This is a genomic window from Vibrio cyclitrophicus, from assembly GCF_024347435.1.
Lineage (GTDB): Bacteria > Pseudomonadota > Gammaproteobacteria > Enterobacterales > Vibrionaceae > Vibrio > Vibrio cyclitrophicus.
The window spans coordinates 897,641-923,365 of the sequence record NZ_AP025480.1 but is presented as its reverse complement, the minus strand read 5'-3'; the positions used below and the strand labels follow the sequence as shown (position 1 = coordinate 923,365).

Sequence of the window (25,725 nt, the reverse complement as noted above, 5' to 3'; positions counted from 1 at the left end):
ATGGCACGCATTATCGTTGTAACGTCAGGTAAAGGCGGGGTAGGCAAAACGACCTCCAGTGCAGCTATAGCCTCGGGTTTGGCTTTAAAAGGAAAGAAAACCGCAGTTATCGACTTTGATATCGGTCTGCGTAACCTAGATTTAATCATGGGTTGTGAGCGTCGTGTTGTTTACGACTTCGTTAACGTTATCAATGGTGAAGCGACGCTGAACCAAGCGATGATCAAAGACAAGCGCACGGAAAACCTGTTCATTCTTCCTGCGTCTCAAACTCGTGATAAAGACGCACTGACGAAAGATGGTGTTCGTCGTGTATTTGATGAACTGGATGAAATGGGCTTTGATTTCATCATCTGTGATTCTCCGGCAGGTATCGAGCAAGGTGCTCTGATGGCGTTGTACTTCGCTGACGAAGCGATTGTTACGACTAACCCAGAAGTTTCTTCTGTACGCGATTCAGACCGTATTCTAGGTATTCTTGACTCTAAATCTCGTCGTTCAGAAGACGGCTTAGAGCCAGTGAAAACGCACCTTTTACTGACTCGCTACAACCCAGCACGTGTGACTCAAGGTGAGATGCTAAGTGTAGAAGACGTTGAAGAAATTCTGCACATATCTCTACTGGGTGTAATTCCAGAGAGCCAAGCGGTATTGAACGCATCGAACAAAGGTGTGCCCGTTATCTTTGACGAAGCAACCGATGCAGGCATGGCTTACAATGATACTGTAGAACGACTACTGGGTAACCAAGTAGACTTCCGTTTCTTAACGGAGCAGAAGAAAGGCATCTTCAAAAGACTGTTCGGGGGCTAATACGCAATGTCATTATTAGAGTTTTTTAGACCACAGAAAAAGACAACCGCAAACCTAGCCAAGGAGCGTTTGCAGATCATTGTTGCAGAGCGACGTAGCCATGACGACCCAGCACCGTCATACTTACCACAACTAAAAGAAGACATCTTGAAGTGTATTGCAAAGTACGTTGAGGTGGATCCTTCAATGGTTGATCTAACGTTCGAACACAAAGATGACGACATTTCAGTATTAGAGCTGAATGTTAAACTTCCAGAAGAAGATCGATAAGTAGAGCTAGAGCCGTGCTTATCAATACTCAATAAAAAAGAGAGCCTAGGCTCTCTTTTTTGTGTCTACAATTTTATAGTTGTAGTTCGCTTAAACTTGGGAGCAATAAACGGTTATTTGATCGCTTTGTTAAGCTTCTCGCCAACCACTTCTAAACGCCAGCCTTGCATAACATCAGGCAATTTCTCAGGGTTACGGTCATGTTTCCAAACCCAGCTCAACACTTGATTTAGTTGCTTCTTGGATGCTAAAAATTCCGTTGCTAAACCACTGTGTTGCGATGCCGTTTTCACTTCGTCTTTCAACACTTTGAATACTTGCTTGTAGCCTGGATAGTCCATTAAGCGTTCTACTGGTGCTGGGTACTCTTCTTCTGGAGTATGCTCAGCTAACTTAACGATTGAACTGATTTTAGCACCATGGCGGCGTACAGAGCGGTAATCAAAACCTTCTTGCTCCATTTGCTTGGGATCTTTCATCGAAAAACGCGCCACGGCCCACAAGTCTTGCTCTTTGAATACAAAGTTCAACGCTAAATCGCGCTTAATCGCTTCTTTTAAACGCCAAGTTGCAAGGGGTCTTAAGATAGCGAGCTGCTTAGGCTTTAACTGCCACGCACCCTTAATATCAAGGTAAGCGCTGTCAGGGTTTGCTTTACGGATACGCTTAGCCACTTGTAAATCAGACTCTTGTTGAGCCGCTTCCCACCAGCCTGCTTCCATCACTTTTTCTAGAAGCTTGTTGTACATAGGCATTAGGTAATGAACGTCTGCCGCAGCATAGTCGAGCTGTTTTTGAGAAAGCGGACGAGCTAGCCAATCAGTGCGAGATTCACTCTTGTCTAAATCAACACCGACAAACTCTGAAACCAAGGCAGCAAAGCCAGTTGATAAGCCATGACCTAAAAAAGCCGCCATGATCTGAGTATCGACCATTGGAGTTGGCGTGCAACCAAATGCGTTCTGGAATACTTCTAAATCTTCACCGCAAGCATGCAGCACTTTTAGGACAGAAGCATCTTTTAACAACCCTACAAACGGTGTCATTTCACCAAGAGCAATAGGGTCAATCAGTGACAGCGTTTCACCATCAAATAACTGAATCAAGCCTAATTGAGGGTAATAGGTTCTTGTACGAACAAACTCCGTATCAAGCATAACGACATCGGCTTCACGTGCTTGTTGGCAAACTCGCTCAAGGTCTTTCAATTGGGTAATGATTTGATAATCCACAAAAACTCTCACTGGTTTTACTTTGATCGCCGGATACAAAAATGCCGACATTAACTGTCGGCATTCTAACACCATTTTTCGGCGCTCGCTTAGATTAAGCACTTCGATGGTTTCTGGTGCGATGGCTACTCGAAAATTAGCTCGTTACTCGCTTGCGCGTTTAGCAAGCTCAGCATCATTCTCTTCACGTAATACACGGCGCAAAATCTTACCGACATTGGTTTTCGGTAACTCTTCACGGAACTCAATCAATTTAGGGATCTTGTAGCCAGTTAGGTGTTCACGACAGTGCGCGATAATGTCTTCTTTGGTTAGGCTAGGATCACGTTTTACCACGTAAATCTTAACCAGCTCACCAGACACCTCATGAGGTTGGCCGATAGCCGCTACTTCTAACACTTTACCATGCAGAGCCACTACGTCTTCAATCTCGTTCGGGTAGACGTTAAATCCAGACACAAGAATCATGTCTTTCTTACGGTCAACGATGTACAGCAAGCCTTCTTCGTCAAACTTAACGATGTCACCTGTCGATAACCAACCGTCTTGATCGATCACCTCTTTGGTCGCTTCTGGGCGTTGCCAGTAACCTTGCATCACTTGAGGACCACGAACTTGCAATTCACCCACTTGATCATTGGCAATTACTTTACCTTCATCATCAATGATACGAACTTCCGTCGATGGTACAGGCAAGCCGATTGCACCCGTGTAGTCTTTCAAGTCATAAGGATTACCCGTAACCAAAGGAGCACACTCGGTTAAACCATAACCTTCCAGCAAGTGAATACCTGTCACTTTCTTCCATTGTTCAGCAACAGCACGTTGAACCGCCATACCGCCACCAACAGACAAGCGTAAGTTACTGAAATCTAGCTCGTGGAAATCTTCGTTGTTTACTAGTGCATTGAACAGCGTGTTTACGCCTGTAATCGCAGTAAATGGGACCTTTTGTAGCTCTTTGATGAAACCAGGAATATCGCGAGGGTTAGTAATAAGCAGGTTTCGACCACCCATCTCAACAAACAATAAACAGTTCACAGTCAGCGCGAATACGTGGTATAGCGGCAAAGCTGTTACCACCAGTTCTCGGCCTTCTTGCAATACAGGGCCGTATGCCCCTTTCGCTTGAAGTACGTTCGCAATCATATTGCGATGCGTTAGGATTGCGCCTTTCGCTACGCCCGTTGTGCCACCCGTGTACTGTAGGAACGCGATGTCATCACCCGCCATAAACGGCTTCACATATTGCAGACGACGGCCTTTGTGCAGCGCTTTTCGAAACGAGATAGCACCCGGCAGATCATACTTAGGTACCATACCTTTTACGTATTTCACAACGAAGTCGACAATTGTTCCTTTAGCACGCGGCAGCATTTGCCCTAGACTGGTTAGAACAACGTGTTTAACTGGAGTGTTGTCCACCACTTTTTCTAGCGTACTCGCAAAGTTAGATACGATCACAATCGCCTTTGCACCAGAATCGTTCAGTTGATGTTCAAGTTCACGAGGCGTATACAGCGGGTTGACGTTCACTGCAATCATACCTGCACGCAATACACCAAAGAGTGCAATTGGGTATTGCAGCAGGTTTGGCATCATAAGTGCGACACGATCGCCTTTCTTCAGTTTCAGATCATTCTGCAGGTAAGCAGCAAAAGCACGACTGCGCTCTTCAAGCTTACGGAATGTCATGATAGACCCCATGTTCTCGAATGCCGGTTGGTCTGCGTACTTCTGTACCGACTGTTCGAACATTTCAATAAGAGATGGGTACTGATCTGGGTTGATCGTTTCTGGTACGTCACTTGGATAACGTGAAAGCCAAGGTTTATCCACGATGTTACTCCTCGTTTATCAGCTGACGACTGCTCGCCGCTATTTATCATTGCGGTATTACAGCACAGCTTTAGTGCATGAGCACTAAAAGGCTCAAACACTTGTTTAAATTTTGTTAACTACACCAAGAATTAGCTCTGAAACTAGCTCTGGGCTCTCTAAATGACAATGATGTCCGCCAGGAATAGTCTCTATATGCAGAGAACTATGGGCTGATTTGTAGCGATTATGCTGCAAATGTCGGAATCCATCATTCCCTAAAACTATTAATTGAGGGCATTCAATAGCCGCCATGATCACTTCAGCATGCGTCTGTGACATACGATACAACGAGTCACATTTTAGGTTAGGGTCGCATCGCCATTGCCAAGAGTTCTCGAACTCGGCAATACCTCGCTCAACAATAGGAGCAATAAGTTCTGCTTTAATTTGATTGGCGTGAACTCTCAGCTTAATAGCATCCTCAAGGCTTGCTAGAGGACGTGAAGGCTTTCTTCGCTGTCGAAGACGACTGAGTACCCCTTCCCTCAAGCGAGAGACTGTTTCGTGGGGAGCTTCTGAAAGAGGTCCGTGACCTTCAATTTGAATTAATCCTGACACCTTTTCAGGAAAGGCGGCACTATAGCAACTTGCGATCAATGCACCAAGTGAATGTCCTACTAGTACCAGTCTGTTTGGCGATAATTTAGTCACCAACTGATGCAAATCATCGATATAGTCGTGAAATGGGTAGTAACTGCCTGACTTATGAGATGAAAAGCCATGACCAAAGAGGTCAATCGCAACCAGATGAGAATTTGGTGAAAGTACTTGTAGATTCGATATAACAGAAGAAAAGCTCGCTGAGTTATCAAGCCACCCATGAATAAAAACGACCGTCGTTGCGGTCGTTTTTGGGTTACCAATCTGCTGTGTTGCAAGTGTTCCACTTGCAAGGGAGTATGACTTTTCAATCATATACGGTTTGTTTTCCCTGTTTTGATGTATCCATAAATCTTAACCAACTCTGCCTATTCGACGTCTTTAATTACGCGGCCTTGTCTTGGCATCGTTTGGAAACTACGACAATGTAAGCTGCGACATGAATAATAGGTAGGAGCAAAGTCGTTCACAACCACTCTCTCTGTAATTTGCCACAAGCGTTGGTTATATACATTCATGACTGGGAAGGTATAAGGATAATCACCAATGGTGCTATCTTCTGAGCCATTTGATGTGCCAACTAAAGTAACCAATCGGCCTTCAGCAAAGCTCAATGGTTCAACATAACCATCAATGTACGCAACAAAACGCCCTTTTGGCTCGGCATCTAGATCAGGTTTTCCGTTACTTGAGATCGCCATATTAACCACTTCAACACGCGTCTTATCTTTCAAGTTAGTTACTTTGGCAATCACACCACCTAAGCGAACATCGCCCGCATCCGGTAGGGTGTTTACCCATTCCTGATAATTGGTAACCACTTGTTCTGAGTTTGCATTAAGTTCTTTTGGAAGCGATGAGCACCCCATCACCATCGAAGAGAAAGCAACAAGGAAAAATAAGCGAGATTTAGAAATGAGAGAAAACATAATGCTGGTCCTTGGAACAGGAGAAATAAGAGCGCAAAGCTAGATATAAATATCGACCCCAATAAGCTTCGCAAGTTCCTCTTTTTTAGCTTGATTCATCACATCCATATACTCTTCCATCGCACGTCGTCCACGTCCTTCAGGAAGATCATATTGAACCTGAGCTTTGTGAATCTCAGATTCTTTAACTTGGCGAATCGAATGCGAGACAGCATTCGCGACCCTAGTTGGCTGACCAACTGAGGTTTTTGCATCGCCTTTTTTTACCTCATTCTTTTTATTGGTTCGATTGGTTTTGGATGTATTGCCTATCGAAGAAGGAGGTAAGCCGTTTATTGAAACCATGCTTGAAGAGTTTTATACCTGACTTTAGTGATCTGACTTTAGTGATCTGACTTTAGTGATCTGAATTATGAGTTTATCATGGCTCTACAAGATATGTTGCAGAGCCAAACAGTACCTATTTACTCACGACCTGGCAGCTTTTTCCACGTCACTTTATCACGAAGATAAACAGGCTCAGACTCTTCTGCTGCAACCGCTTTACCGTCTGCGTAAGCAAACTGAGCAAGGAACGCCATATCTTGAGCTTCTGGGAACAGCACTTCACACGCTTTGGTGTTGATCGCTAGTGTGTCCATATGCTCTGCATACGCTTCCCACCCTGTGCCGACTTTTGCCCATGTCTCAGAATCCGCTTCAAGCTGCGCAGCTAATTCGCTTGGTGGTGTAACACACTCAGCATCAACTGCAGTCCAACGACCATCTTGTTCACGGCTGTAACGAGCCCAGTACACTTCACTCATGCGAGCATCAATCGCTGTTGCTACGTGCGTTTCACCAAATTTACGGTAGCTGCCCTGCGCCATCGCTGCCAATGTAGACACACCGATCATCGGTAAATCAGCACCAAAAGCCAAGCCTTGAGCAATACCGATACCAATACGCACACCCGTGAAACTGCCTGGGCCTTGGCCAAACGCGATTGCGTCGATATCGGTTAAAGCGACATTCGCTTCTTTCAGTACTTCATCAACCATAGGTAGAATTTTTTTCGTATGGTCTCGAGGAGCCTCTTCGCTACGTGCGAACACCTGGTCACCCATTACTAGTGCAACTGAACAGTTTTCAGTTGCGGTATCTACTGCAAGAATTTTCGCGCTCATTCGTGTCTCAAATATTCGTTATCTAATCTAAAAATAATGGCTAAGCTCAACAATGCTAATTACTCAGCAGCGGTTGAATGGTCTTTAGCTAAGAATTCTTTAATAATCCCTAAGTCACGGGTACGTGGGATAGGCGGTAAACTCGCCAAAAATATGCCACCGTAATCGCGAGTCACCAAGCGGTTATCGCAAATAATCAAAGCGCCATTGTCGCGTTTATCACGTATCAAACGGCCAACACCTTGTTTCAAGGTAATTACAGCGTCTGGCAACTGCACCTGTGCAAAAGGATCCCCCCCTTTTAACTTACAGTCTTCGATTCGAGCCTTTAATAAAGGATCATCAGGGGCTGTAAAGGGCAATTTATCGATGATAACACAGCTTAATGCGTCGCCCCTAACATCTATCCCTTCCCAGAAAGCGCCAGTGGCTACCAGCAATGCGTTACCTAATTCCATGAATTCGGCTAAGGTTTTTTGTTTACTTGTCTCACCTTGTAGCAGGACTGGAACCGAGAGCGTTTCACGGAATCTTTCGCCTAGCTCTTTCATCATGCTGTGAGAGGTACACAAGAAGAAACAGCGACCTTGGTTTTGCTCAATCACAGGGGTCAACATTCTTACTAGCTTATCCGCTAAGCCGGGACTATTTGGTTCGGGAAGATAGCGAGGCACACACAAACGCGCCTGATTTGGATAGTCAAACGGGCTTGGCAGTGAAAACTGTGCTGACGGTTTTAACCCGAGTCGAGAGGTGAAATGGTCGAAATCGTCCGACACAGCCAAAGTTGCTGAGGTAAACACCCATGCTCCCGGTTTAAGCTCGATTTGTTCGTGGAATTTATCCGCGACCGACAATGGTGTGATGTGTAAAGCAAAGTGGCGTGGCGTGGTGTCATACCAATAGGAATAACCGGTAATCGACACATCACATACACGTTCGATACGCGACTTAATCATCGTTGCACGCTCAAAAGCCGTATCTAATAACTGACTTCGCCCCAGTGCCAATTTCAATACATCGACCGCAAGCTGCAACGCATCTTGTAAACGTACTAGCTCTCTTGCAATCGACTCTGACTTCAATGCTTCACGCCAGTTACCACGAAAGCCGGTATCACCGAGTACGATACGCAGATCAGCTGACGATTGAACGAGTCTATCCCCTACTTTCTGCAGCTGACGCATGTCTTTGGCTTCAGTTCGGTAAGCGATTTCAATGTCTTTGGCTAGCTCCTGGATCTGTCGACTAGAAACCGATTGCCCGAAATACTGACTGGCGATATCAGGAAGTTGGTGCGCTTCATCGAAAATAAACACATCGGCTTCAGGTATCAGTTCACCAAATCCGGTTTCTTTAATCGCTAAATCCGCTAAGAACAAGTGGTGGTTCACTACAACAACATCAGAGTCCATCGCTTTTTTACGCGCCTTAAGCACGAAGCAATCAGTGTAGCTTGGGCACTCTTTACCTAAGCAGTTATCATTAGTTGAGGTAATAGTCGGGATAACAGGGCTGTCTTCAGCGATATCATCACAATCACCCAAATCACCCGTCTGAGTGGATGACGACCAACTACGAACTTTTACCAATTGCGCTAGTAGTGTTGGATCAGTATGAGTGCCATGACTCTCTATCATTTGGCGGCTCAACCTATCCAAACATAAATAGTTTGAACGACCTTTCAGCAAAGCAACCTGACCATAAAAACCAAGCGCATCGACCATCAATGGTAAGTCACGATGAAATAGCTGTTCTTGAAGGTTTTTTGACCCCGTACTAATAATGGTTTTCTTACCACTAAGCAGTGCCGGTACTAGATAAGCAAACGTCTTACCGGTACCCGTCCCTGCCTCAACAACTAATTGGCTTTGTTGTTGAATTGCTTGTGAGACCGCTTCAGCCATGTCTAACTGAGCTTGTCGTGGTTGAAACCCTGGAATCGCTTTACCCAGAGCACCATCAGCAGAAAACGTTTTAGATATCATAGAGTACGAGGCTTGGAAAAATAGAAGGCGAATTATGTCAGGTTTAGTGAGCCGGTGCGAATCAAGAATGACTTCGCGCCGGAGGTATTTGGTTTCGTTTGATTTGGTTTAAGCGACCTAATAGGTAACGACCAGAGAAGTAGTAATCAAAGAATCGTTTTCATTTTCGGCTAAGATAACGCGACAACCAAGAAGCACCTTCGAAATGGTTATCACAAGGTTGGATGGCTTTTACTGCATCGAATGGTGAAGTCTTACTTTCCCACATTTCATCTAGAATATTACCGTCTAACTCGGTACCTCTCACCAATGAATTCACTCGCTTGCAGTACAATTTTTTTGCTAGTAACTCTTTATCCATAAGTATCACCTCTATTTTTACCGCGGCAAGAATTACCTCGGTTGAAGTTCAAATGCGTACTAAGGTCAAAACTATAAAAACTAAGCTTCTGCCTTTATTACTATCTAAAAACGGATATTTCTACATAAAGCAATTGTTCAAACCGATAAATGAACAGCAGAATTTGTTGAAACCAACTCGATAATAGATTAATTATAACGGTTATATTGCGGCTCAGTTCACCGTTCGGCGGCCTGCATTTAATTTGAATAATAAAAATATTTCATGGAAGTAAGATGCAAATGGAAAGAAAAACGTTACTCACACACTGTACTGACGCCCCTGGCCTCATCTCAAAGATCACCAACATTTGTTACAAGCACCAACTCAATATTATCCACAACAATGAATTTGTAGATAATACAAGTGGTCACTTTTTCATGCGTACCGAGTTAGAAGGGTATTTCAATGATGAAACTCTGCTTGCTGATTTAGACCAAGCTCTACCAGAAAACACAAAACGTAAACTTGTAGATTCGTCTCGCAAACGTGTTGTTATCTTGGTGACAAAAGAAGCACACTGCCTTGGCGATATTCTGATGAAAAATTTCGATGGTAGCTTAGATGTTGATATCGCGGCCGTTGTCGGTAACTACGATACGCTACAAAGCCTAACTGAACGTTTTGACATCCCATATCACCATGTTTCTCATGAAGGGCTAAATCGCCAAGAGCATGAGAAGAAGATGCTTGAAGTTATTGATCAATATGAGGCGGATTACCTTGTACTTGCGAAGTACATGCGTGTGTTGACTCCGGGATTTGTTGAAAAATACAACCATAAGATAATCAACATTCACCACAGCTTCTTGCCAGCTTTCATTGGTGCTAAGCCATACCAACAAGCCTACGAGCGTGGTGTTAAGATCATTGGTGCTACGGCGCACTTTGTAACGAACGATCTCGATGAAGGTCCAATCATTAAGCAAGATGTTATCCCTGTGGATCACAACTTCAGCGCGAAAGACATGGCACAAGCTGGTCGTGACGTAGAAAAGAATGTATTGAGCAAAGCCTTGAACAAAGTGGTCAACGATCATGTATTTGTTTATGGTAACAAAACAGTGATTCTGTAAGCCGAATATTAATTAGCTTCCCAATCAGAAATAAAAACGCGCAATAGGGTTAACCCCATTGCGCGTTTTTTGTATCTAAATCTCAGGTTGGCTTAAGATATTCCCAGTAAATCCCTACTCAAATTCAGCTTGTTCAGACTCAACAATCTTCTTCAAAGTGTGTGGATGCAGCTTGATGCAAATCCCTTGATGCTTGAATGCAACGGTTGGGTTATTCAAACGTTCACCCTCGCCTTTCGGACTAGAGAGTTTTACCTTAACACCGTGCTCCGACAAAGTGTCAAAGTTAGCAGCAAACAGCGGGTAGGTTTCTTTAAGATCCGCTAAATACTCATCGGCGGTTTGCGCGTGAGAAGGAATCACAAACTCTACGTGCTCCCAATCTTGGCTAGGGTAGCTCTTGCCTTCCGCAGGATATGGCAGCTCTAAGCATTCAATTCTCCAGCCTAGGCTTTGTAATGGCTCATCAAAAGCCAACACCACAATGGGACGACCGTTGATCATAGCTTCTGAAATCGTCGAACCATATTCAGACCATGCATGATGCGCAGATTTTGCTAATTCAGTTTTATTGATTCGAAGCGCAATATGATCCGCTTGAGCAAAGCTTAAATCTAAACCTAAGATATTTCCTAGGTTCTCGATTTTTGCCATAAAGGTATCAAGGCGTGCGATCATTTGTTGTGGTTCTAGTTCAGCTTGCTTCAGGCTCATCGTCATCGTCTATATTCTCCAAATAATGGCTGCATGTTATCAGTTTTGCTTCCATCAACAAGCCTTGCTTTGCCAAAAAACACTCAGCGAAGTACGCTAACTCAGCTTCCCAAACAGACAAACTCAGACGGGTAAAAGTCGATTGTCAAAAACCCCTAAGTAAATGTTAATTTTCTATCAATTCGACCTATAAGAAACCTTACAAAATTGGTATGATTACCGCCATTTCTGTGAACTTAAACAGAGTCTGCTGTTCATTTCGGCATTAAATCGTTAACTAGAAGCATAATTAACCAATTTAGTGACCATGAAATAATGGCCACTCTTATCATCCTTGAATTGAAGGAAACGCGTGTGAATATCCAAGCACTTATTAATGACAAAGTATCTCAGGCTCTAGAAGCCGCTGGCGCACCTGCAGGCTCTCCTGCTGCTGTTCGCCAATCTGCAAAACCACAGTTTGGTGATTACCAAGCAAACGGCGTTATGGGCGTTGCTAAACGACTAGGCACTAACCCACGAGAATTTGCTCAAAAAGTATTGGACGTTCTAAACCTAGACGGTATCGCTTCAAAAGTTGAAATCGCTGGTCCGGGTTTCCTAAACATCTTCCTAGATGAAGCTTTCCTAGCAAAACAAGCAGATGCAGCGTTGGCTGATTCTCGTCTTGGTGTTGCAGTAGCAGAAACACAAACCATTGTTGCAGATTACTCTGCGCCAAACGTAGCAAAAGAAATGCACGTTGGTCACCTACGTTCAACCATCATCGGTGATGCGGTTGTTCGTACTCTAGAATTCTTAGGTCACAACGTTATCCGTGCTAACCACATCGGTGACTGGGGAACTCAATTCGGTATGCTGATCGCAAACCTTGAGCGCGTTCAGGCTGAATCTGGTGAAGTTTCAATGGAACTTGCTGACCTTGAAGGCTTCTACCGTGAATCTAAAAAGCTTTACGACGAAGACGAAGAGTTCGCAGTTAAAGCTCGTGGCTACGTAGTGAAACTGCAAAGCGGCGATGAGTTCTGCGCAGAGATGTGGAAGAAGCTAGTTGACGTTACTATGATTCAAAACCAACGTAACTACGACCGTCTAAACGTATCTCTTACTCGTGATGACGTAATGGGCGAAAGTATGTACAACAACATGCTACCAACTATCGTTGCAGATCTGAAAGAGCAAGGTCTTGCTAAAGAAGATGATGGTGCACAAGTTGTATTCCTAGACGAATACAAAAACAAAGATGGCGACCCAATGGGCGTTATCATCCAGAAACGTGATGGCGGCTTCCTTTACACAACAACCGATATTGCTTGTGCAAAATACCGTTTTGAAGAGTTAGGCGCTGATCGTGTTCTTTACTTCATCGACTCGCGTCAACACCAACACTTAATGCAAGCTTGGACTATCGTTCGCAAAGCTGGCTACATCCCAGAGTCTGTTTCTCTTGAGCACCACGCGTTCGGCATGATGCTAGGTAAAGATGGTAAGCCATTCAAGACTCGAGCAGGCGGTACTGTTCGTCTTGCAGATCTTCTTGATGAAGCAGAAGTTCGTGCAGCACAGCTAATCGAATCTAAGAACCCAGAACTAGCGGAAGAAGAAAAAGCAACAATTGCTAACACAGTTGCAATGGCAGCGGTTAAGTACGCAGACCTTTCTAAGCACCGTACTACTGACTACGTATTTGATTGGGACAACATGCTTGCATTTGAAGGCAACACAGCACCGTACATGCAGTACGCATACACTCGTGTTGCTTCAATCTTTGCTAAAGCTGGCATTTCTATGGACTCTCTTGAAGGTGAAATCAAAGTCACTGAAGAGAAAGAGAAAGCACTTATCGCAAAACTTCTACAATTTGAAGAAGCGGTACAGTCTGTTGCTCGCGAAGGTCAGCCACACATCATGTGTAGCTACCTATTCGAACTTGCTGGTCAATTCTCTAGCTTCTACGAAGCATGCCCTATCCTTGTGGCTGAAGATGAAACCGTTAAGCAAAGCCGCCTGAAGCTTGCTGCACTGACAGCTAAGACTATCAAGCAAGGTCTGTCGCTTCTTGGTATTGAAACTCTAGAGCGTATGTAATTCCGTTCGGGTTACAATGAATAAATACAAAGGTTGATGTGAGAGCATCAACCTTTTGTTTTATCTAACATATACTGAATTCAAGAAATCGAAATGGATAATAATAATGAGCTTTGAACTTCACCCACAGTTAGCAAAAGACACCACACTTATCGGCGAATTTCCACTAAGCTTGGCACTGCTAAGCAAAGACAGTGCAGTGCCTTGGGTTATCTTGGTACCAAAACGTGCCAACCTAAAAGAGTTGCATCACTTACCAATGAAAGAACAACAGCAGTTCTTGCTTGAGTCTCAAGCGGTAAGCCAAGCATTAGAAGCAACGTTCCAACCAGACAAGTTAAACCTAGGCGCGCTAGGTAATATGGTACCTCAGCTACACATTCACCATATTGCACGCTTCAAAGATGACATCGCGTGGCCAGGTCCTGTATGGGGTAACACCAAAGGCGAACAACGCAGTGAAGAAGATCAAGCAGCTGTCCTGACTCGTATTCAAAATGTTCTGTCACTGAGCTCTATCTTCAAGAAAGCGTAATTCGAATATCTCGTTAAACTTTAAAGCCTAACAGTTCAGAAAAGACACATAACAAAAAGCCGCTTATCTAAAATAAGCGGCTTTTTTAATTTTCTAGCCTCGCCGTTATCAACGAGTGTATGTAGCTCTGAACTACATCATCACGTTAAGCGACAAACCATCTTGTTTACTGATGGTATAGCGAATACGCGTTGTATGACCATGTTTGTTGGTATCGACCAAGCGAGAAACTTTTCCTTTCTTGACCCACACACTCAGCATCGCATCGACGCCATCTTCACTCATGCCAAACTTTGCAGCGAGCTCTTTGCGAGCCGCAACGCCTTGGCTATCAATGTATTGATGAAGTTCAGTTAAAATCATACGACTTGCACCTCTAAGGCTTTCTGCTTACTGCCCACTTTCTTGAAGACACGATACGTCACCACAAAACCACCAGCAATCGCCACCATCCATACTGCACTTGTCACTGGATGGGCAGCAAAGTTTGCTGCTTGGTAGTAGAAGGTCGCACCAAAGTACCCAAGAGCCATCGTCCAAACCGCTATGAAGCGTGCAAACATCTGACCAAATTCACGAACATAAGCACCCATCGCTGCCACACAAGGTGTGTAAAGCAGAATAAGAATCAAGTAAGCGAATGCAGCATGCCCTGACACGAATTTATCTTTCAAGTTACCAAAGATAGAGGTATCCACTTCTTGATCAGCCGCCACAGAACTTGAATCAGACAAATCACCAACTTCAATACCTAGAGGATCTGAATAACTCAAGCCAGATAGGTTTTCAGGAATGGTCATTACCGCTTCTTGCAGGCTTGCTGCTAAATCAAATTCAGCCGCTTCTTCATCGGATGGTGTTGTATATAAACTGTTTAATGTACCCACCACCGCTTCTTTAGCGAAGATACCCGTAATAATACCAACCGTTGCTGGCCAGTTATCTTCCGTAATACCAATCGGTTGGAATACAGGCGTTACAACTTGAGCCGCTTTAGACAACACAGAGTTTTCGCTGTCTTCATTACCAAAGCTGCCGTCCATACCTAGCGAGTTCAAGAAGCTCAGGATTGCCACAACCATTACGATAGTTTTACCTGCGCCAAGTACGAAACGCTTCAGTTTTTGCCACGTTTTAAGCATTACGTTTTGCACTGTCGGCAATTCGTAATCTGGCATTTCCATTACTAAGCTATCGCTGCTACCTGGATAGATGGTGTTCTTAAGGAACAGACCCGTAAACACAGAAGCAACAATACCCATGATGTACAGAGCGAATACCACGTTTTGTCCCGCGCCAGGGAAGAATGCTGCTGCGAACAGTGCGTACACCGGAAGACGAGCACCACATGACATAAACGGCGCCATTGATGCAGCCAGTTTACGTTCGCGTTCTTGGTCAAGAGTACGCGTCGCCATAATTGAAGGCACGTTACAACCAAAGCCCAGTACAAGCGGTACAAATGCTTTACCCGGTAAGCCAATCTTCTGCATTACTTTATCAAGTACAAATGCCGCACGAGCCATGTAACCCGAGCTTTCGAGTACAGCTAAGAACAGGTACAGTGCAGCGATAACAGGAATGAAAGTCGCAACCGTTTGAACACCACCGCCGATACCATCAGCGAGTATGGTTACTAACCAAACAGGTAAGTGGCCATCCAGTAAGTGGTGTCCACCATCAACTAATATTGCCCCTACACCAATATCGAAGAAATCGATAAACGCACTACCAATATTGATAGAGAACATGAACATTAGGTACATGATGACGAAGAAGAAAGGAATACCGACCCATTTATTCAAAATGAATTGGTCTGCTTTCTCTGTAAAGTTGCGGCTTAGTTTACCTTCGCTGCGACGAACACGTTTACAAAGGTCGTGTAAGAAAGTGTATTTTGCATCAGCAACAGCGAGGTCGATATCAAACTCAGCACTAAGACGCACACTATCAATTTGGGTGCGAGTGTGAGGGGCAAGCCCATTTAATACCAAGTAATCATTTTCTAACGCACGAATAGCCAAAGCTCGGTGAGAAACATCAGCATCATCGAACTGTGATTCAACAGAAGGAATCAATGCCTCTAAAGCTACGTCGTAATCAATAGAAATAGGATCAAGGCTCACACCTTGAACAAGCAGTTTATGAAGACGCTCTTTAAAGCGAACCACTTGACCTTTGTCGTTTGCAGACAAACTTAGCACAGGGCAACCTAGCTCTTTCTCTAGCGCTTTAAGATTAATCACCTGACGTTCACGCTTTAACACATCCATTTTGTTCAACACAACGATCATTGGGCGCCCCAACTCACGTAGCTGTAATGTCATGTATAAGCTTCGTTCTAGACAGCTAGCGTCGACAACATTGATGATAACGTCAGCTGGATGAGTCAAAACGGCACGAGACGCGATAGATTCATCAATACTGTTAGCATCATTACCACTATCAAGAGCGTAGATACCTGGAAGGTCAGTCAGTTGAAACTGATCGCCCGCATGCGAATACAAACCCGTTTTCTTTTCTACGGTTACACCAACCCAGTTACCAACGTGCTGTTTCGCACCAGTCAGTGCATTGAATAATGTTGTTTTACCACTATTAGGGTTACCAACGGTAAGAACTTGATAATCCATTTAGATAACCTCGATTTGTTCTGCAATGCTTTCACGAATGGCAATTGAAACCCCTCTCACTTCAACTTGAAGCGGATCACCCATAGGTGCGCGACGAATCAACGTCACCTCGGTTTTTGGCAGCATCCCCATAACCATTAGTTTTTTTCTAACGTCCGGTGTTAGGCCTGTTAGTGCAACAATAGAAGCCGCTTTTCCTTGCTCGAGTTGTGAAAGTTTCATAAATACCCAATTCGTGACTGATAATGAGAAAGATTGTTATTAACAGCCATGATACACATACATGACCACAATTCTATTGTGTGAAATCAAAGTTTTCGGAAATACATACTCGTAAATTTCGTTAAAAACGTTTACGTCAAAAACGTTACTTTCAACAATTAGCGAGAACTACCTCACGAGTACCGCCCAATCAAAACCAAAATAAATCATTAAATATCAACAATTTAACACAATGTCGGTTTTCTCACAGATATCTGGCGTTAATTTTATAAGTAAAATAAGTAACTCACCGTATAGTTTCTCCATCGAAGAGAAATTACTTCTCTTTAATTTTATTCCAGAGGTGGTGTGGTTTCCATATCACTCCGGCAGCAAGCGAAGGTGTCCTTGGCACCCGTGGTATAGTCCCCCCGGCTATGCCACGATATTTTTTTTCTTTCCTTAATTTTGTCACTTTCCACCAAAAATCGTTAGAACTCCCAACTCCAAATATCTTCCGTATCTTCCGTATCTTCCGTATCTTCCGTATCTTCCGTATCTTCCGTATCTTCCGTATCTTCCGTATCTTCCGTAAAACCCTAAAAAAGCCCCGACATGAATGTCGAGGCTCAAGGTGTCTTTATTGACCTTTAGACAGGAATAAACCTGCGGTTGATTACTCTTCGTTATTTTCCGCAAACTTAGATGGAGACATGCCAAAGTGGTGCTTAAATCGCTGGCTGAAATAAGAAGGGTCATTAAAGCCAGAATCGAACGCGACGTCTGACACCTTTTCTCCGGCCAATAACCTTTCACAAGCATGCTCTAAGCGAACTTGATTAAGGTGCTCTTTGAATGTCTTGTTGTAAGCCGATTTAAAGCGTCTTTGTAAGCTTCTCTCTGACATGAACAAGTATTTAGCAGCTGTTGCAGTGCCAAACTCCGCATCAGCGTAATGTTCACTAACAAGCTGAGACACTTTATTTTTCCATTCTTGTTCTGCCGTCAGTTTTTGTTGCTCTGGTGACGAAGCGGCAAGCTTAATCGTTTCAATCTGTTCTATTGTGCTTGCTTCAAGGTCATCCAAAACCTGATATTCAATTGGCCATGAAAGCTGAACCTTGTTTTGAGAATCAGAAACAAAAGCGTTGAGCTCGCCACCGCTTTGATTGATTAACAAAGGTAGTTTCTCGATATTAAGATCAGTCGACTTTCCATTGCTTTCATTAATCGATGAAGCCAATTTAGGAAAAGGCATACCATGATCGCGAATGGTCACGACTAAATGCTCTTCAACCTCTTCAACCAATACCACCATACTCTGCGATTTAAAATTTCTCTTAATGATACTCGCAACTAAGCTATTAAAAATGATATCCAAATTGAAATACAACAACGACACATGCCTATGCTTGGTTTCAACGTTAATATCGAGCTCAATACCCGCTTTAGCTAGATCACCTTTCCACGCTTTAAGCACAGATTCCAATACTAAAATTACATCGCAACAGACTGTCTCTGAACCTTCTTGGCTATTGGTCAATTGGGCGAGCCCGTTCTTCAACGTCAGGATTGGTGACTGACCTTGGTCATCGTTCCAACTAGGTAACATCGCAGCAATCTGAGTCACTTCATCAGATAACTCCTTCGCTGTATGTGAGACCAAAACATTTTTGACCAACAGCTGTTTCTTGAGTTGTTGATTGGTCGTCAATAAAATACGACTTTGATGTCTCAGCTGGTCCGTTTTTAATGCAACTTGCGCTTTCAAGTGTCTGTTGGCAAAAGTGACATAACGCGAACGCCAAAAAACAAGAACAGTCACCAATCCAATTAACATCGTAAGAGAACTAGCTACAGCCCAATTACTCAAGTACCAAGGCTCAGCAATTGAGAAACTTTGGGTTGTAGACACAAATCGATAATGAGAATCTTTCACCGGCTTAACTTCTAGCGTGTAATCACCTGGGAGCAAATGATCCAGTGTTAACAAACCACCCTCAAATTCGCTCCACGGCTCGTCATCGGTGAGCCGATATTCCATCGCAGGCGCGAATGTCGCGGGTAAAATACCAAGCTTAAAGCCAATCGATGAACCGTAAGGCACTTCCTCTAGGTCAACTGTTTTACCACCAAGTGATACAGTTTGCTGATCAACACTTATCTTACTGAGTAATGCTCGGCTATGAGGTGTGGTCGAAACCAATAACTCATTGGACAGTGCTGTAACCACACCATATTTTGAGCCTAAAACCAACCGAGATGATTGATTCTCATCACTGTAAAACAGGGCACACGCACCAGCAGTCAGTTCATTAGTGATCAGACCAAATGGCGAACCAATATGTTTGAGTAATTGCCCATCAAGCCCGTAGTAACTTACACCTTTCGAAGACCCTAACCAAACACCGTTATCATCGCTGATCAAGCAATTTGGGCTAATGTTATCTTCAATAAGAGCAACCTCTTCAATGACGTTGGTGTCATGAGGCATTCGATACACCCCATAACTACCCGCGAACCACTGTGCGCCATCTTTGGCCTGTTCGATATCAACAACTTTACCAAACCGCTCACTCAAACGACTGAAGCTAATTCTCTTATCAATAAAGGAATAGAATCCGTGATCTGTACCAATATAAAGACTGCCTTGCAAACCCATATTAAGGTCAGTAATTTTCGCTGGCAAAAACTTATCAACCAACCAATCAGTGCCATAACTGGTGAGAGCCATAGTATCAAGCAACAATGAATAAAGGTTTTGCCCCGAACTCATCCAGAGCACATTGTCAGCTTGAAGCGCAAAGTTCTCAATGTGGATACCCTCAACAGATCTCGGTAAGTTGAGCTCTTGAAGTTCTAATGTATTGGTATTAATACTAATAATACCGTCTTTTGTTGCCAGCCAGATTGAAGTATCAAAAACCTCTAAGTCCTTTACAGGTTTTTGATAAACACGAACTGGGGGGGCTTCACTTTGAGAGTCGACTAAATACAGCCCCATCGAAGATGCAACCCACGATAGATTATCATTCACAGGCTGTATCCTATTTATCACCACGCTGCTGGAATGCATTCCCATTCCTGTTAGCGGCGTTCTAGAGAATGTCTTACTGAATAGTGAAAAATATCGAATACCATTATTGGTCGCAACCCACATTCCCCCCGCATGGTCATTGATCAGCGAATATATTTTCTCGCCTGGCAATGAGAAATCTTGATTGGCAGTTTGATCAAAACGTGTAACTTGACCAGTAATAAAATTATAGCTAACGAGCCCGTGCTCTGTACCTATCCAATATTGATCAGACGTTTCAGCAAGAGACAACACATGTGAACCTCGAACAAATATCTCTTTATCTGGATCAGCAAGATCAACAATGACCGCACCATTTAAAGTCCCAATAATGAGTTCGCGTCTAGTGTTCGAGAAATAAACCGTCTCAATGTGGTGCTTGTCTGATGCGGCAATGTGAGTAAACTCTTGATTTTCCGAAAGATAAACTCCCGAACTCGTCGCTAATACCCATTTAGACAACACACGCTCTGCGTCATTAATTACGATGTCACTGCTATTGTTATATCGATACAGCTTGAGTAATGAATAAGTGTTGAATTCTAGAGATTGCGTATTGTAAGTATAAAAATTGCTACCATCGGTCACCCAAATATAATCACCAGATACACCGATATTAACGATCTCAGCACCGGGGCTTAGACTAAACGCGAGCTCATTACCGATACCTGGGGTATGTCGATAAACCTCGTTATCGAAAAAACTCCAAAATTCATCGTTGAGAAACGCCACTTTTTCTGAAGAAAATTGTAGAAGACTGCCCTTTCTCGGTAGCAGGGTACGACCATCGTAAAATAGAACTTTTCCATGCACATCGTGGATCCAGAGACCTCCTCCAGCCCCGAGATATAGGTTTTTGGCCGCAAGAAAATTCCCTTGTGCTTGAACAGGCAAAGGATAGAAAACAGAGGGTGATGTATTTACCGCTAGAACGCTAAATGAAACACTCATTAACATGAGCACTTTGAAGATAATCTGATACAACTTTTAATCCTGAACAGCAACAACACATGAAATTTCAGTAGCCGCAATGGTTCACCACTGCTTGAACATAAGCTGAGTTTTTTTGTGATTATAATTATCTTTCTATTTTAGCGGAATTTAACGAAGGAGAAAGGAGGTTTACGATTTGTTGAAAGGTTTTATCTTAGCGGTCACGAAAATGCCGCAAAAAAGCGGCATGATTCATGAATTATCGGGAACAAAGTAAGGTAATGACTACTTTATATTAATTACTCAGCACTTAAGCAGCTTGTGTAACTATCTGTAAGTTGCTGAAGAAAATCGAAATAACTTCCACTCTTCACTTCAACACTTGAACCTACCGGGTCAAGTTGCCCTTGCTTCGCATTACTTCCACGAGTTACCGACTCAATCACAGCAGGTGTAAATTGAGGCTCAGAGAATACACATTGGACATTGTCACGTACCAAAGTTTTCTTGATTGCAATCAGACTTTTAGCTCCGGGTTTACGTTCAGGACTAACCGTAAAGTGACCTAAGTTATTCAATTCAAATTCTTGTTCAAAGTAACCATACGCATCGTGGAACACGTAATAACCTTTATTTTTCACTGGTGCAATTTGGTCACGAATCGATTGTTCTTTATCTTTCAAAGCAATGAGGAATGAATCTAGGTTCTCTTGATACGCCATCGCGTTATCAGGATCAGTTTCAATCAACTTAGCTGAGATATATTTAGCGGCGACTTCAACTTGATCGATACCTAGCCAAAAATGTGGGTCATGGCTACCATGGTTATGTCCTTCATGCGCGTCGTGGTCTTCATGCCCAAATTCTCTCAGTTCAATTCCAGGAATTGAACTGATCTTTATAACGTTTTCTTTCGAACCAATCACCTTAGTCAAAAAGGCTTCAAGGTCAGGACCGAACCAAATCACCATGTCAGCACTATGAACTTTTTTGACATCAGATGGCTTAAGCGCATAATCATGCGGCGAAGCATTACTGTTCATTAGCACATCCGGTTCACTAACGCCTTGCGTTAATTCCGTGACAATCATTTGAATTGGTTTAAAACTTGTTAAAATAGTATTAGCACTTGCAACACTTGGCGCTAAAAGCAAAGTAGCAAGTATAAAAGATGAACGTGACATAATCCCTCGATAATAGAAAAGTAGCTTAGGCTTGAGGTAAATGTTACATTATAACATTAGCGAATTGCAAATGAGTTCTATTCATGGATAACTTAATCCAACTAGATTCTGTGAGCGTCGAATTTGACGGTCGAAAAGTTTTAGACAACATATCTCTAAATTTAGAGCGTGGCAGAATCACTACCCTAATTGGGCCAAATGGCGCGGGGAAATCAACCTTAGTTAAGGTACTACTTGGGCTCCAGAACAAATATTCCGGAAAGATCACCAAATCAAAAAAACTAAAAATTGGTTACGTTCCTCAAAAGCTAAAGCTGAACGACTCTCTGCCTCTCAATGTAGAGCGTTTTCTTAAGCTCACCGGAAAATTCAGTAAACAAGAGATCCTAGAGTCTTTGATGCTAGTGGGCGCTGAACACCTGATGAAAAGTAACATGCATCAACTGTCTGGTGGCGAAAACCAACGTGTGCTGATCGCTCGCTCTCTTTTGAAAAGACCCGATCTGCTCGTTCTTGATGAACCCGCACAAGGTGTTGATGTACAAGGCCAAATCGATCTTTACGATCTGATAGATTCCATCCGTCACCGCTTTGGTTGTGCTGTGTTTATGGTTTCACATGACTTGCATTTAGTGATGGCAAAAACAGACGATGTGATCTGTCTGCATCACCACATCTGTTGTTCTGGTGCACCAGCTGATATCAAGCACCACCCTTCTTATATAGCGCTATTCGGTACCGCGGTTCAAGAGAGTTTGGCTTTCTACCACCACCAACATGACCACCATCACCATGACTTGGCCGGCCAGCCAGTTTCTGGAGATGTGCACGACTGCTCCAACCATAAACACGGACATCACCACTAATGCTTGAGTTTCTTCTACCTTCTATTCTTGCAGGCTTAGGCATTGCTCTTATTGCTGGACCACTGGGTTCGTTTGTAGTGTGGCGCAAGATGGCTTATTTTGGTGACACCCTTGCACACGCCTCTCTGATGGGCTTAGCGCTTGGCTTCCTGTTCAACATTAACTTGTACTTCGCGCTGCTGATCTGTTGTTTGATGCTGGCTGTGTTGCTCGTAACATTGCAAAAACAAAAGCTGGTCGCGACGGATACCCTACTCGGTATTTTGGCGCACAGTGCGCTATCACTTGGCTTGGTTGCTGTCAGCTTCTTAGACAATGTTCGTATTGATCTGATGAGCTACCTATTTGGTGACTTGCTGGCGGTATCTCCGACTGATTTAGTGTTCATCTATGCGGGTGCCGCTGTAATTGGACTGGTACTGGCTATCTTTTGGCGACCACTATTATCAACGACAGTTAACGAAGATCTCGCGGCTGTTGACGGTATAAACATTGATTTAATGCGTCTGATTTTGATGCTGCTTGTTGGTATCGTGATTGCTGTCGGTATGAAATTTGTGGGTGCGTTGATCATGACATCACTGCTAATCATTCCAGCAGCAACTGCAAGGAAGTTTTCTAATACACCGGAACAGATGGCGTTCCTTGCTTCCATTATTGGCTCTATCTCTGTATTCGGTGGATTAAGCTTGTCTTGGTTCTATGACACGCCTGCTGGCCCGTCTGTGGTTATCAGTGCGGCTGCGATGTTTATGCTATCTCAGATGGTTAAGACCCGAGCGTAATCATACGATTCGTATCTCGTATCTCGTATCTCGTATCTCGGGAACATAAAAAAGCTTGGTCAGTGACCAAGCCTTTTTTATATCGTTCAGTTAACTTCTATCTCATTCGATAAAAGTTAGCTGATTACCAACCTGTGATTTCACGTAGGCCTTTACCGATGTCAGCAAGAGACTTAACTGTCTTAACGCCTGCTGCTTCTAGTGCTGCGAATTTATCTTCAGCAGTACCTTTACCGCCAGAAATGATTGCGCCTGCGTGGCCCATACGTTTACCCGGAGGAGCTGTAACACCAGCGATGTAAGAAACAACTGGCTTAGTTACGTTCGCTTTGATGAACTCAGCCGCTTCTTCTTCCGCAGTACCACCGATTTCACCAATCATTACGATTGCTTCAGTCTCTGGGTCTTCTTGGAAAAGTTTTAGGATATCAATGAAGTTTGAACCTGGGATTGGGTCACCACCGATACCAACACATGTTGACTGACCAAAGCCTTCATCTGTTGTTTGCTTAACTGCTTCGTACGTCAGAGTACCGCTGCGCGATACAATACCTACTTTACCCTTCTTATGGATATGACCAGGCATAATACCAATCTTACACTCATCTGGAGTAATAAGACCTGGACAGTTAGGACCGATCATGCGAACGCCAGTTTCTTCTAGCTTCACTTTAACGTCGATCATATCTGTTGTAGGGATACCTTCAGTGATCGTTACGATCAGTTCGATACCTGCATCAATTGCTTCTAGGATTGCATCTTTACAGAAAGGAGCTGGTACATAGATAACGGTTGCTGTTGCGCCTGTTACTTCTACTGCTTCACGTACTGTGTTGAATACTGGAAGGCCTAGGTGAGTTTGACCACCCTTACCAGGTGAAACACCACCAACCATTTGCGTACCGTATGCGATAGCTTGGTCTGAGTGGAATGTACCTTGACCGCCAGTGAAACCCTGACAGATTACTTTAGTGTCTTTGTTAATTAATACAGACATTATTTAGCCTCCGCAGCAGCAACAACTTTCTGAGCAGCATCTGTTAGAGATTCAGCTGCAATGATATCAACGTCAGAATTAGCAAGTACTTCGCGACCTAGGTCTGCGTTAGTACCTTCTAGACGAACAACTACAGGAACTGTTACGCCAACTTCTTTAACCGCACCGATAATACCTTCAGCGATCATGTCACAACGAACGATGCCACCGAAGATGTTTACTAGTACTGCTTTAACATTGTCATCAGAAAGGATGATCTTGAATGCTTCAGCTACACGTTCTTTTGTCGCGCCGCCACCTACATCAAGGAAGTTTGCTGGCTTGCCGCCGTGTAGGTTTACGATATCCATCGTACCCATCGCAAGGCCTGCACCGTTAACCATACAGCCAACGTTGCCATCAAGTGCTACGTAGTTCAGTTCCCACTGCGCTGCGTGTGCTTCGCGTTCGTCTTCTTGAGATGGATCGTGCATTTCACGTAGTTTAGGCTGACGGTACATCGCGTTTGAGTCGATGTTGATCTTGCCGTCTAGACAAAGCAGGTTGCCTTCGCCAGTGATTACAAGCGGGTTGATTTCTAGTAGAGCTAGGTCGTACTGAGAGAACATTTGGCCAAGACCCATGAAGATCTTAACGAACTGTTTAATTTGATCGCCAACTAGACCAAGTTTGAACGCAAGTTCACGACCTTGGTAAGCTTGAGGGCCAACAAGAGGGTCGATCGCAGATTGGTGAATCAACTCTGGAGTTTCTTCAGCGATCTTCTCAATGTCCACACCGCCTTCAGTTGACGCCATGAATACAATTTTGCGCGTTGCACGGTCAACAACAGCACCTAGATAAAGCTCGTTAGCAATGTTCGATGCTTCTTCAACTAGGATTTTTGTTACAGGCTGACCATTAGCGTCTGTTTGGTAAGTCACTAGGTTTTTACCTAGCCACTTTTGTGCAAACTCTTTAACGCCTTCTTTAGTGTCATGTAGCTCTACGCCGCCCGCTTTACCGCGACCACCAGCGTGTACTTGACACTTAACAACTTTCTTGGCTGTACTAATACGGCCTGCAGCTTCGAAAGCTTCTTGTGCTGTGTCACACGCGAAACCTTCAGGTACAGGCAAACCGAATTCTGCAAACAGCTGTTTGGCTTGGTATTCATGCAAATTCATTTTGATATTCCGTTTATTTTCCCTTAAGGGATTATTATTTCCATAACGACACAGTTTCCTGTGTTACGTCTGTAGGGTCTTCTCAAATCAACTGCTGTCCATTTTCTAATGGCTTTACAGTTCAATTGAAGGCCAGACGTTGAGCAGCCTAGCCTTTGAAACTTTTTACGTCTAGCTAACAGGGTTAACTAG

Annotated in this window: 24 protein-coding genes; 8 read left to right on the top strand and 16 right to left on the bottom strand. The window is 43.7% G+C overall.

The features are described 5' to 3' along the window. The gene (gene minD / locus OCW38_RS04355; protein WP_010436849.1) at nucleotides 1-813 is read left to right on the top strand and encodes a septum site-determining protein MinD; all 813 of its coding nucleotides are present in this window, start codon (nucleotides 1-3) and stop codon (nucleotides 811-813) included. Nucleotides 814-819: 6 nt separating this feature from the next. Beyond that, on the top strand, nucleotides 820-1,083 hold the full coding sequence (gene minE, locus OCW38_RS04350) for a cell division topological specificity factor MinE (RefSeq protein ID WP_010436847.1): 264 nt from the start codon (nucleotides 820-822) through the stop codon (nucleotides 1,081-1,083). Between the two features lie 113 nt (nucleotides 1,084-1,196). On the opposite strand, the gene rnd is transcribed toward minE, so the two are convergent. From rnd to OCW38_RS04310, 8 genes are all read right to left on the bottom strand, one after another. Further along, nucleotides 1,197-2,315 carry a ribonuclease D gene (gene rnd / locus OCW38_RS04345; protein WP_010436844.1) on the bottom strand — a complete coding sequence of 373 codons (1,119 nt, stop codon included), beginning with the start codon at nucleotides 2,313-2,315 and terminating at the stop codon, nucleotides 1,197-1,199. Between the two features lie 144 nt (nucleotides 2,316-2,459). Further along, on the bottom strand, nucleotides 2,460-4,154 hold the full coding sequence (fadD, locus tag OCW38_RS04340) for a long-chain-fatty-acid--CoA ligase FadD (protein WP_010436843.1): 1,695 nt from the start codon (nucleotides 4,152-4,154) through the stop codon (nucleotides 2,460-2,462). Between the two features lie 105 nt (nucleotides 4,155-4,259). Continuing rightward, complete coding sequence (locus OCW38_RS04335) at nucleotides 4,260-5,111, bottom strand: alpha/beta fold hydrolase (protein ID WP_010436841.1); 852 nt, start codon at nucleotides 5,109-5,111, stop codon at nucleotides 4,260-4,262. A gap of 53 nt (nucleotides 5,112-5,164) precedes the next feature. Then, nucleotides 5,165-5,725: a Slp family lipoprotein gene (locus OCW38_RS04330; RefSeq protein ID WP_010436838.1), complete on the bottom strand. Its 561-nt coding sequence runs from the start codon at nucleotides 5,723-5,725 to the stop codon at nucleotides 5,165-5,167. Between the two features lie 39 nt (nucleotides 5,726-5,764). After that, nucleotides 5,765-6,070, bottom strand: coding sequence for a hypothetical protein (locus OCW38_RS04325; protein WP_010436836.1), 306 nt, complete (start codon nucleotides 6,068-6,070; stop codon nucleotides 5,765-5,767). A 119-nt stretch (nucleotides 6,071-6,189) separates the two neighbouring features. Next, on the bottom strand, nucleotides 6,190-6,891 hold the full coding sequence (tsaB, locus tag OCW38_RS04320) for a tRNA (adenosine(37)-N6)-threonylcarbamoyltransferase complex dimerization subunit type 1 TsaB (RefSeq protein ID WP_016783789.1): 702 nt from the start codon (nucleotides 6,889-6,891) through the stop codon (nucleotides 6,190-6,192). A gap of 59 nt (nucleotides 6,892-6,950) precedes the next feature. Continuing rightward, the gene (locus OCW38_RS04315) at nucleotides 6,951-8,879 is read right to left on the bottom strand and encodes an ATP-dependent DNA helicase (RefSeq protein ID WP_016767494.1); all 1,929 of its coding nucleotides are present in this window, start codon (nucleotides 8,877-8,879) and stop codon (nucleotides 6,951-6,953) included. Nucleotides 8,880-9,039: 160 nt separating this feature from the next. Further along, nucleotides 9,040-9,240, bottom strand: coding sequence for a hypothetical protein (locus OCW38_RS04310; protein ID WP_010436827.1), 201 nt, complete (start codon nucleotides 9,238-9,240; stop codon nucleotides 9,040-9,042). A gap of 281 nt (nucleotides 9,241-9,521) precedes the next feature. Between OCW38_RS04310 and purU the strand changes: the two genes are divergently transcribed. After that, nucleotides 9,522-10,355, top strand: coding sequence for a formyltetrahydrofolate deformylase (gene purU / locus OCW38_RS04305; RefSeq protein WP_010436824.1), 834 nt, complete (start codon nucleotides 9,522-9,524; stop codon nucleotides 10,353-10,355). A gap of 114 nt (nucleotides 10,356-10,469) precedes the next feature. Here purU and OCW38_RS04300 read toward each other — a convergent pair whose 3' ends face one another. After that, nucleotides 10,470-11,075, bottom strand: a complete 606-nt coding sequence (locus OCW38_RS04300; RefSeq protein ID WP_010436821.1) for a VOC family protein — start codon at nucleotides 11,073-11,075, stop codon at nucleotides 10,470-10,472. A 348-nt stretch (nucleotides 11,076-11,423) separates the two neighbouring features. On the opposite strand from OCW38_RS04300, the gene argS reads away from it, so the two are divergent. Together argS and OCW38_RS04290 are read left to right on the top strand one after the other, a co-directional pair. After that, nucleotides 11,424-13,157 (top strand): arginine--tRNA ligase, encoded by a 1,734-nt coding sequence (argS, locus tag OCW38_RS04295; protein ID WP_010436816.1) that lies wholly within the window; start codon nucleotides 11,424-11,426, stop codon nucleotides 13,155-13,157. 106 nt (nucleotides 13,158-13,263) lie between these two features. Next, nucleotides 13,264-13,692, top strand: a complete 429-nt coding sequence (locus OCW38_RS04290) for an HIT family protein (protein WP_016787723.1) — start codon at nucleotides 13,264-13,266, stop codon at nucleotides 13,690-13,692. A gap of 132 nt (nucleotides 13,693-13,824) precedes the next feature. On the opposite strand, the gene OCW38_RS04285 is transcribed toward OCW38_RS04290, so the two are convergent. Genes OCW38_RS04285 through OCW38_RS04275 form a run of 3 tightly spaced genes read right to left on the bottom strand, consistent with a single transcriptional unit; the run spans nucleotide 13,825 to nucleotide 16,547 of the window. After that, nucleotides 13,825-14,055 carry a FeoC-like transcriptional regulator gene (locus OCW38_RS04285; protein ID WP_010436811.1) on the bottom strand — a complete coding sequence of 77 codons (231 nt, stop codon included), beginning with the start codon at nucleotides 14,053-14,055 and terminating at the stop codon, nucleotides 13,825-13,827. After that, a complete protein-coding gene (feoB, locus tag OCW38_RS04280) occupies nucleotides 14,052-16,325 on the bottom strand; it encodes a Fe(2+) transporter permease subunit FeoB (RefSeq protein ID WP_010436809.1) in 2,274 nt (757 codons plus the stop codon). Before feoB ends, OCW38_RS04285 begins: the two co-directional genes overlap by 4 nt. After that, entirely contained in the window at nucleotides 16,326-16,547 is a 222-nt protein-coding gene (locus OCW38_RS04275) for a FeoA family protein (protein ID WP_004734203.1), read from the bottom strand. Between the two features lie 416 nt (nucleotides 16,548-16,963). Between OCW38_RS04275 and OCW38_RS04270 the strand changes: the two genes are divergently transcribed. Continuing rightward, nucleotides 16,964-17,173, top strand: coding sequence for a hypothetical protein (locus OCW38_RS04270; RefSeq protein WP_133146315.1), 210 nt, complete (start codon nucleotides 16,964-16,966; stop codon nucleotides 17,171-17,173). A gap of 29 nt (nucleotides 17,174-17,202) precedes the next feature. On the opposite strand, the gene OCW38_RS04265 is transcribed toward OCW38_RS04270, so the two are convergent. Further along, entirely contained in the window at nucleotides 17,203-20,553 is a 3,351-nt protein-coding gene (locus OCW38_RS04265) for a helix-turn-helix domain-containing protein (RefSeq protein ID WP_261895201.1), read from the bottom strand. A gap of 281 nt (nucleotides 20,554-20,834) precedes the next feature. Then, the gene (gene znuA, locus OCW38_RS04260) at nucleotides 20,835-21,719 is read right to left on the bottom strand and encodes a zinc ABC transporter substrate-binding protein ZnuA (RefSeq protein WP_016787725.1); all 885 of its coding nucleotides are present in this window, start codon (nucleotides 21,717-21,719) and stop codon (nucleotides 20,835-20,837) included. A gap of 83 nt (nucleotides 21,720-21,802) precedes the next feature. Here znuA and znuC point away from each other — a divergent pair, with 83 nt between their 5' ends. Then, nucleotides 21,803-22,585, top strand: a complete 783-nt coding sequence (gene znuC, locus OCW38_RS04255) for a zinc ABC transporter ATP-binding protein ZnuC (RefSeq protein ID WP_010436800.1) — start codon at nucleotides 21,803-21,805, stop codon at nucleotides 22,583-22,585. Next, on the top strand, nucleotides 22,585-23,370 hold the full coding sequence (gene znuB / locus OCW38_RS04250; protein ID WP_010436798.1) for a zinc ABC transporter permease subunit ZnuB: 786 nt from the start codon (nucleotides 22,585-22,587) through the stop codon (nucleotides 23,368-23,370). The genes znuC and znuB overlap by 1 nt, the downstream gene beginning before the upstream one ends. 124 nt (nucleotides 23,371-23,494) lie before the next feature. Here znuB and sucD read toward each other — a convergent pair whose 3' ends face one another. Both sucD and sucC read right to left on the bottom strand, forming a co-directional pair. Next, nucleotides 23,495-24,367 (bottom strand): succinate--CoA ligase subunit alpha, encoded by an 873-nt coding sequence (gene sucD, locus OCW38_RS04245; RefSeq protein ID WP_004734209.1) that lies wholly within the window; start codon nucleotides 24,365-24,367, stop codon nucleotides 23,495-23,497. Beyond that, the gene (sucC, locus tag OCW38_RS04240) at nucleotides 24,367-25,533 is read right to left on the bottom strand and encodes an ADP-forming succinate--CoA ligase subunit beta (protein WP_010436793.1); all 1,167 of its coding nucleotides are present in this window, start codon (nucleotides 25,531-25,533) and stop codon (nucleotides 24,367-24,369) included. The genes sucD and sucC overlap by 1 nt, the downstream gene beginning before the upstream one ends. Between the last annotated feature and the right edge of the window lie 192 nt (nucleotides 25,534-25,725).

Bases quoted from the DNA above. Each gene is read 5' to 3' on its own strand.
- minD (WP_010436849.1), top strand. From the start codon at position 1: ATGGCACGCATTATCGTTGTAACGTCAGGTAAAGGCGGGGTAGGCAAA.
- minE (WP_010436847.1), top strand. From the start codon at position 820: ATGTCATTATTAGAGTTTTTTAGACCACAGAAAAAGACAACCGCAAAC.
- OCW38_RS04335 (WP_010436841.1), bottom strand. From the start codon at position 5,111: ATGATTGAAAAGTCATACTCCCTTGCAAGTGGAACACTTGCAACACAG.
- OCW38_RS04330 (WP_010436838.1), bottom strand. From the start codon at position 5,725: ATGTTTTCTCTCATTTCTAAATCTCGCTTATTTTTCCTTGTTGCTTTC.
- OCW38_RS04325 (WP_010436836.1), bottom strand. From the start codon at position 6,070: ATGGTTTCAATAAACGGCTTACCTCCTTCTTCGATAGGCAATACATCC.
- tsaB (WP_016783789.1), bottom strand. From the start codon at position 6,891: ATGAGCGCGAAAATTCTTGCAGTAGATACCGCAACTGAAAACTGTTCA.
- OCW38_RS04315 (WP_016767494.1), bottom strand. From the start codon at position 8,879: ATGATATCTAAAACGTTTTCTGCTGATGGTGCTCTGGGTAAAGCGATT.
- OCW38_RS04310 (WP_010436827.1), bottom strand. From the start codon at position 9,240: ATGGATAAAGAGTTACTAGCAAAAAAATTGTACTGCAAGCGAGTGAAT.
- purU (WP_010436824.1), top strand. From the start codon at position 9,522: ATGGAAAGAAAAACGTTACTCACACACTGTACTGACGCCCCTGGCCTC.
- OCW38_RS04300 (WP_010436821.1), bottom strand. From the start codon at position 11,075: ATGACGATGAGCCTGAAGCAAGCTGAACTAGAACCACAACAAATGATC.
- OCW38_RS04290 (WP_016787723.1), top strand. From the start codon at position 13,264: ATGAGCTTTGAACTTCACCCACAGTTAGCAAAAGACACCACACTTATC.
- OCW38_RS04285 (WP_010436811.1), bottom strand. From the start codon at position 14,055: ATGATTTTAACTGAACTTCATCAATACATTGATAGCCAAGGCGTTGCG.
- feoB (WP_010436809.1), bottom strand. From the start codon at position 16,325: ATGGATTATCAAGTTCTTACCGTTGGTAACCCTAATAGTGGTAAAACA.
- OCW38_RS04275 (WP_004734203.1), bottom strand. From the start codon at position 16,547: ATGAAACTTTCACAACTCGAGCAAGGAAAAGCGGCTTCTATTGTTGCA.
- OCW38_RS04270 (WP_133146315.1), top strand. From the start codon at position 16,964: ATGCCACGATATTTTTTTTCTTTCCTTAATTTTGTCACTTTCCACCAA.
- OCW38_RS04265 (WP_261895201.1), bottom strand. From the start codon at position 20,553: ATGAGTGTTTCATTTAGCGTTCTAGCGGTAAATACATCACCCTCTGTT.
- znuA (WP_016787725.1), bottom strand. From the start codon at position 21,719: ATGTCACGTTCATCTTTTATACTTGCTACTTTGCTTTTAGCGCCAAGT.
- znuC (WP_010436800.1), top strand. From the start codon at position 21,803: ATGGATAACTTAATCCAACTAGATTCTGTGAGCGTCGAATTTGACGGT.
- znuB (WP_010436798.1), top strand. From the start codon at position 22,585: ATGCTTGAGTTTCTTCTACCTTCTATTCTTGCAGGCTTAGGCATTGCT.
- sucD (WP_004734209.1), bottom strand. From the start codon at position 24,367: ATGTCTGTATTAATTAACAAAGACACTAAAGTAATCTGTCAGGGTTTC.
- sucC (WP_010436793.1), bottom strand. From the start codon at position 25,533: ATGAATTTGCATGAATACCAAGCCAAACAGCTGTTTGCAGAATTCGGT.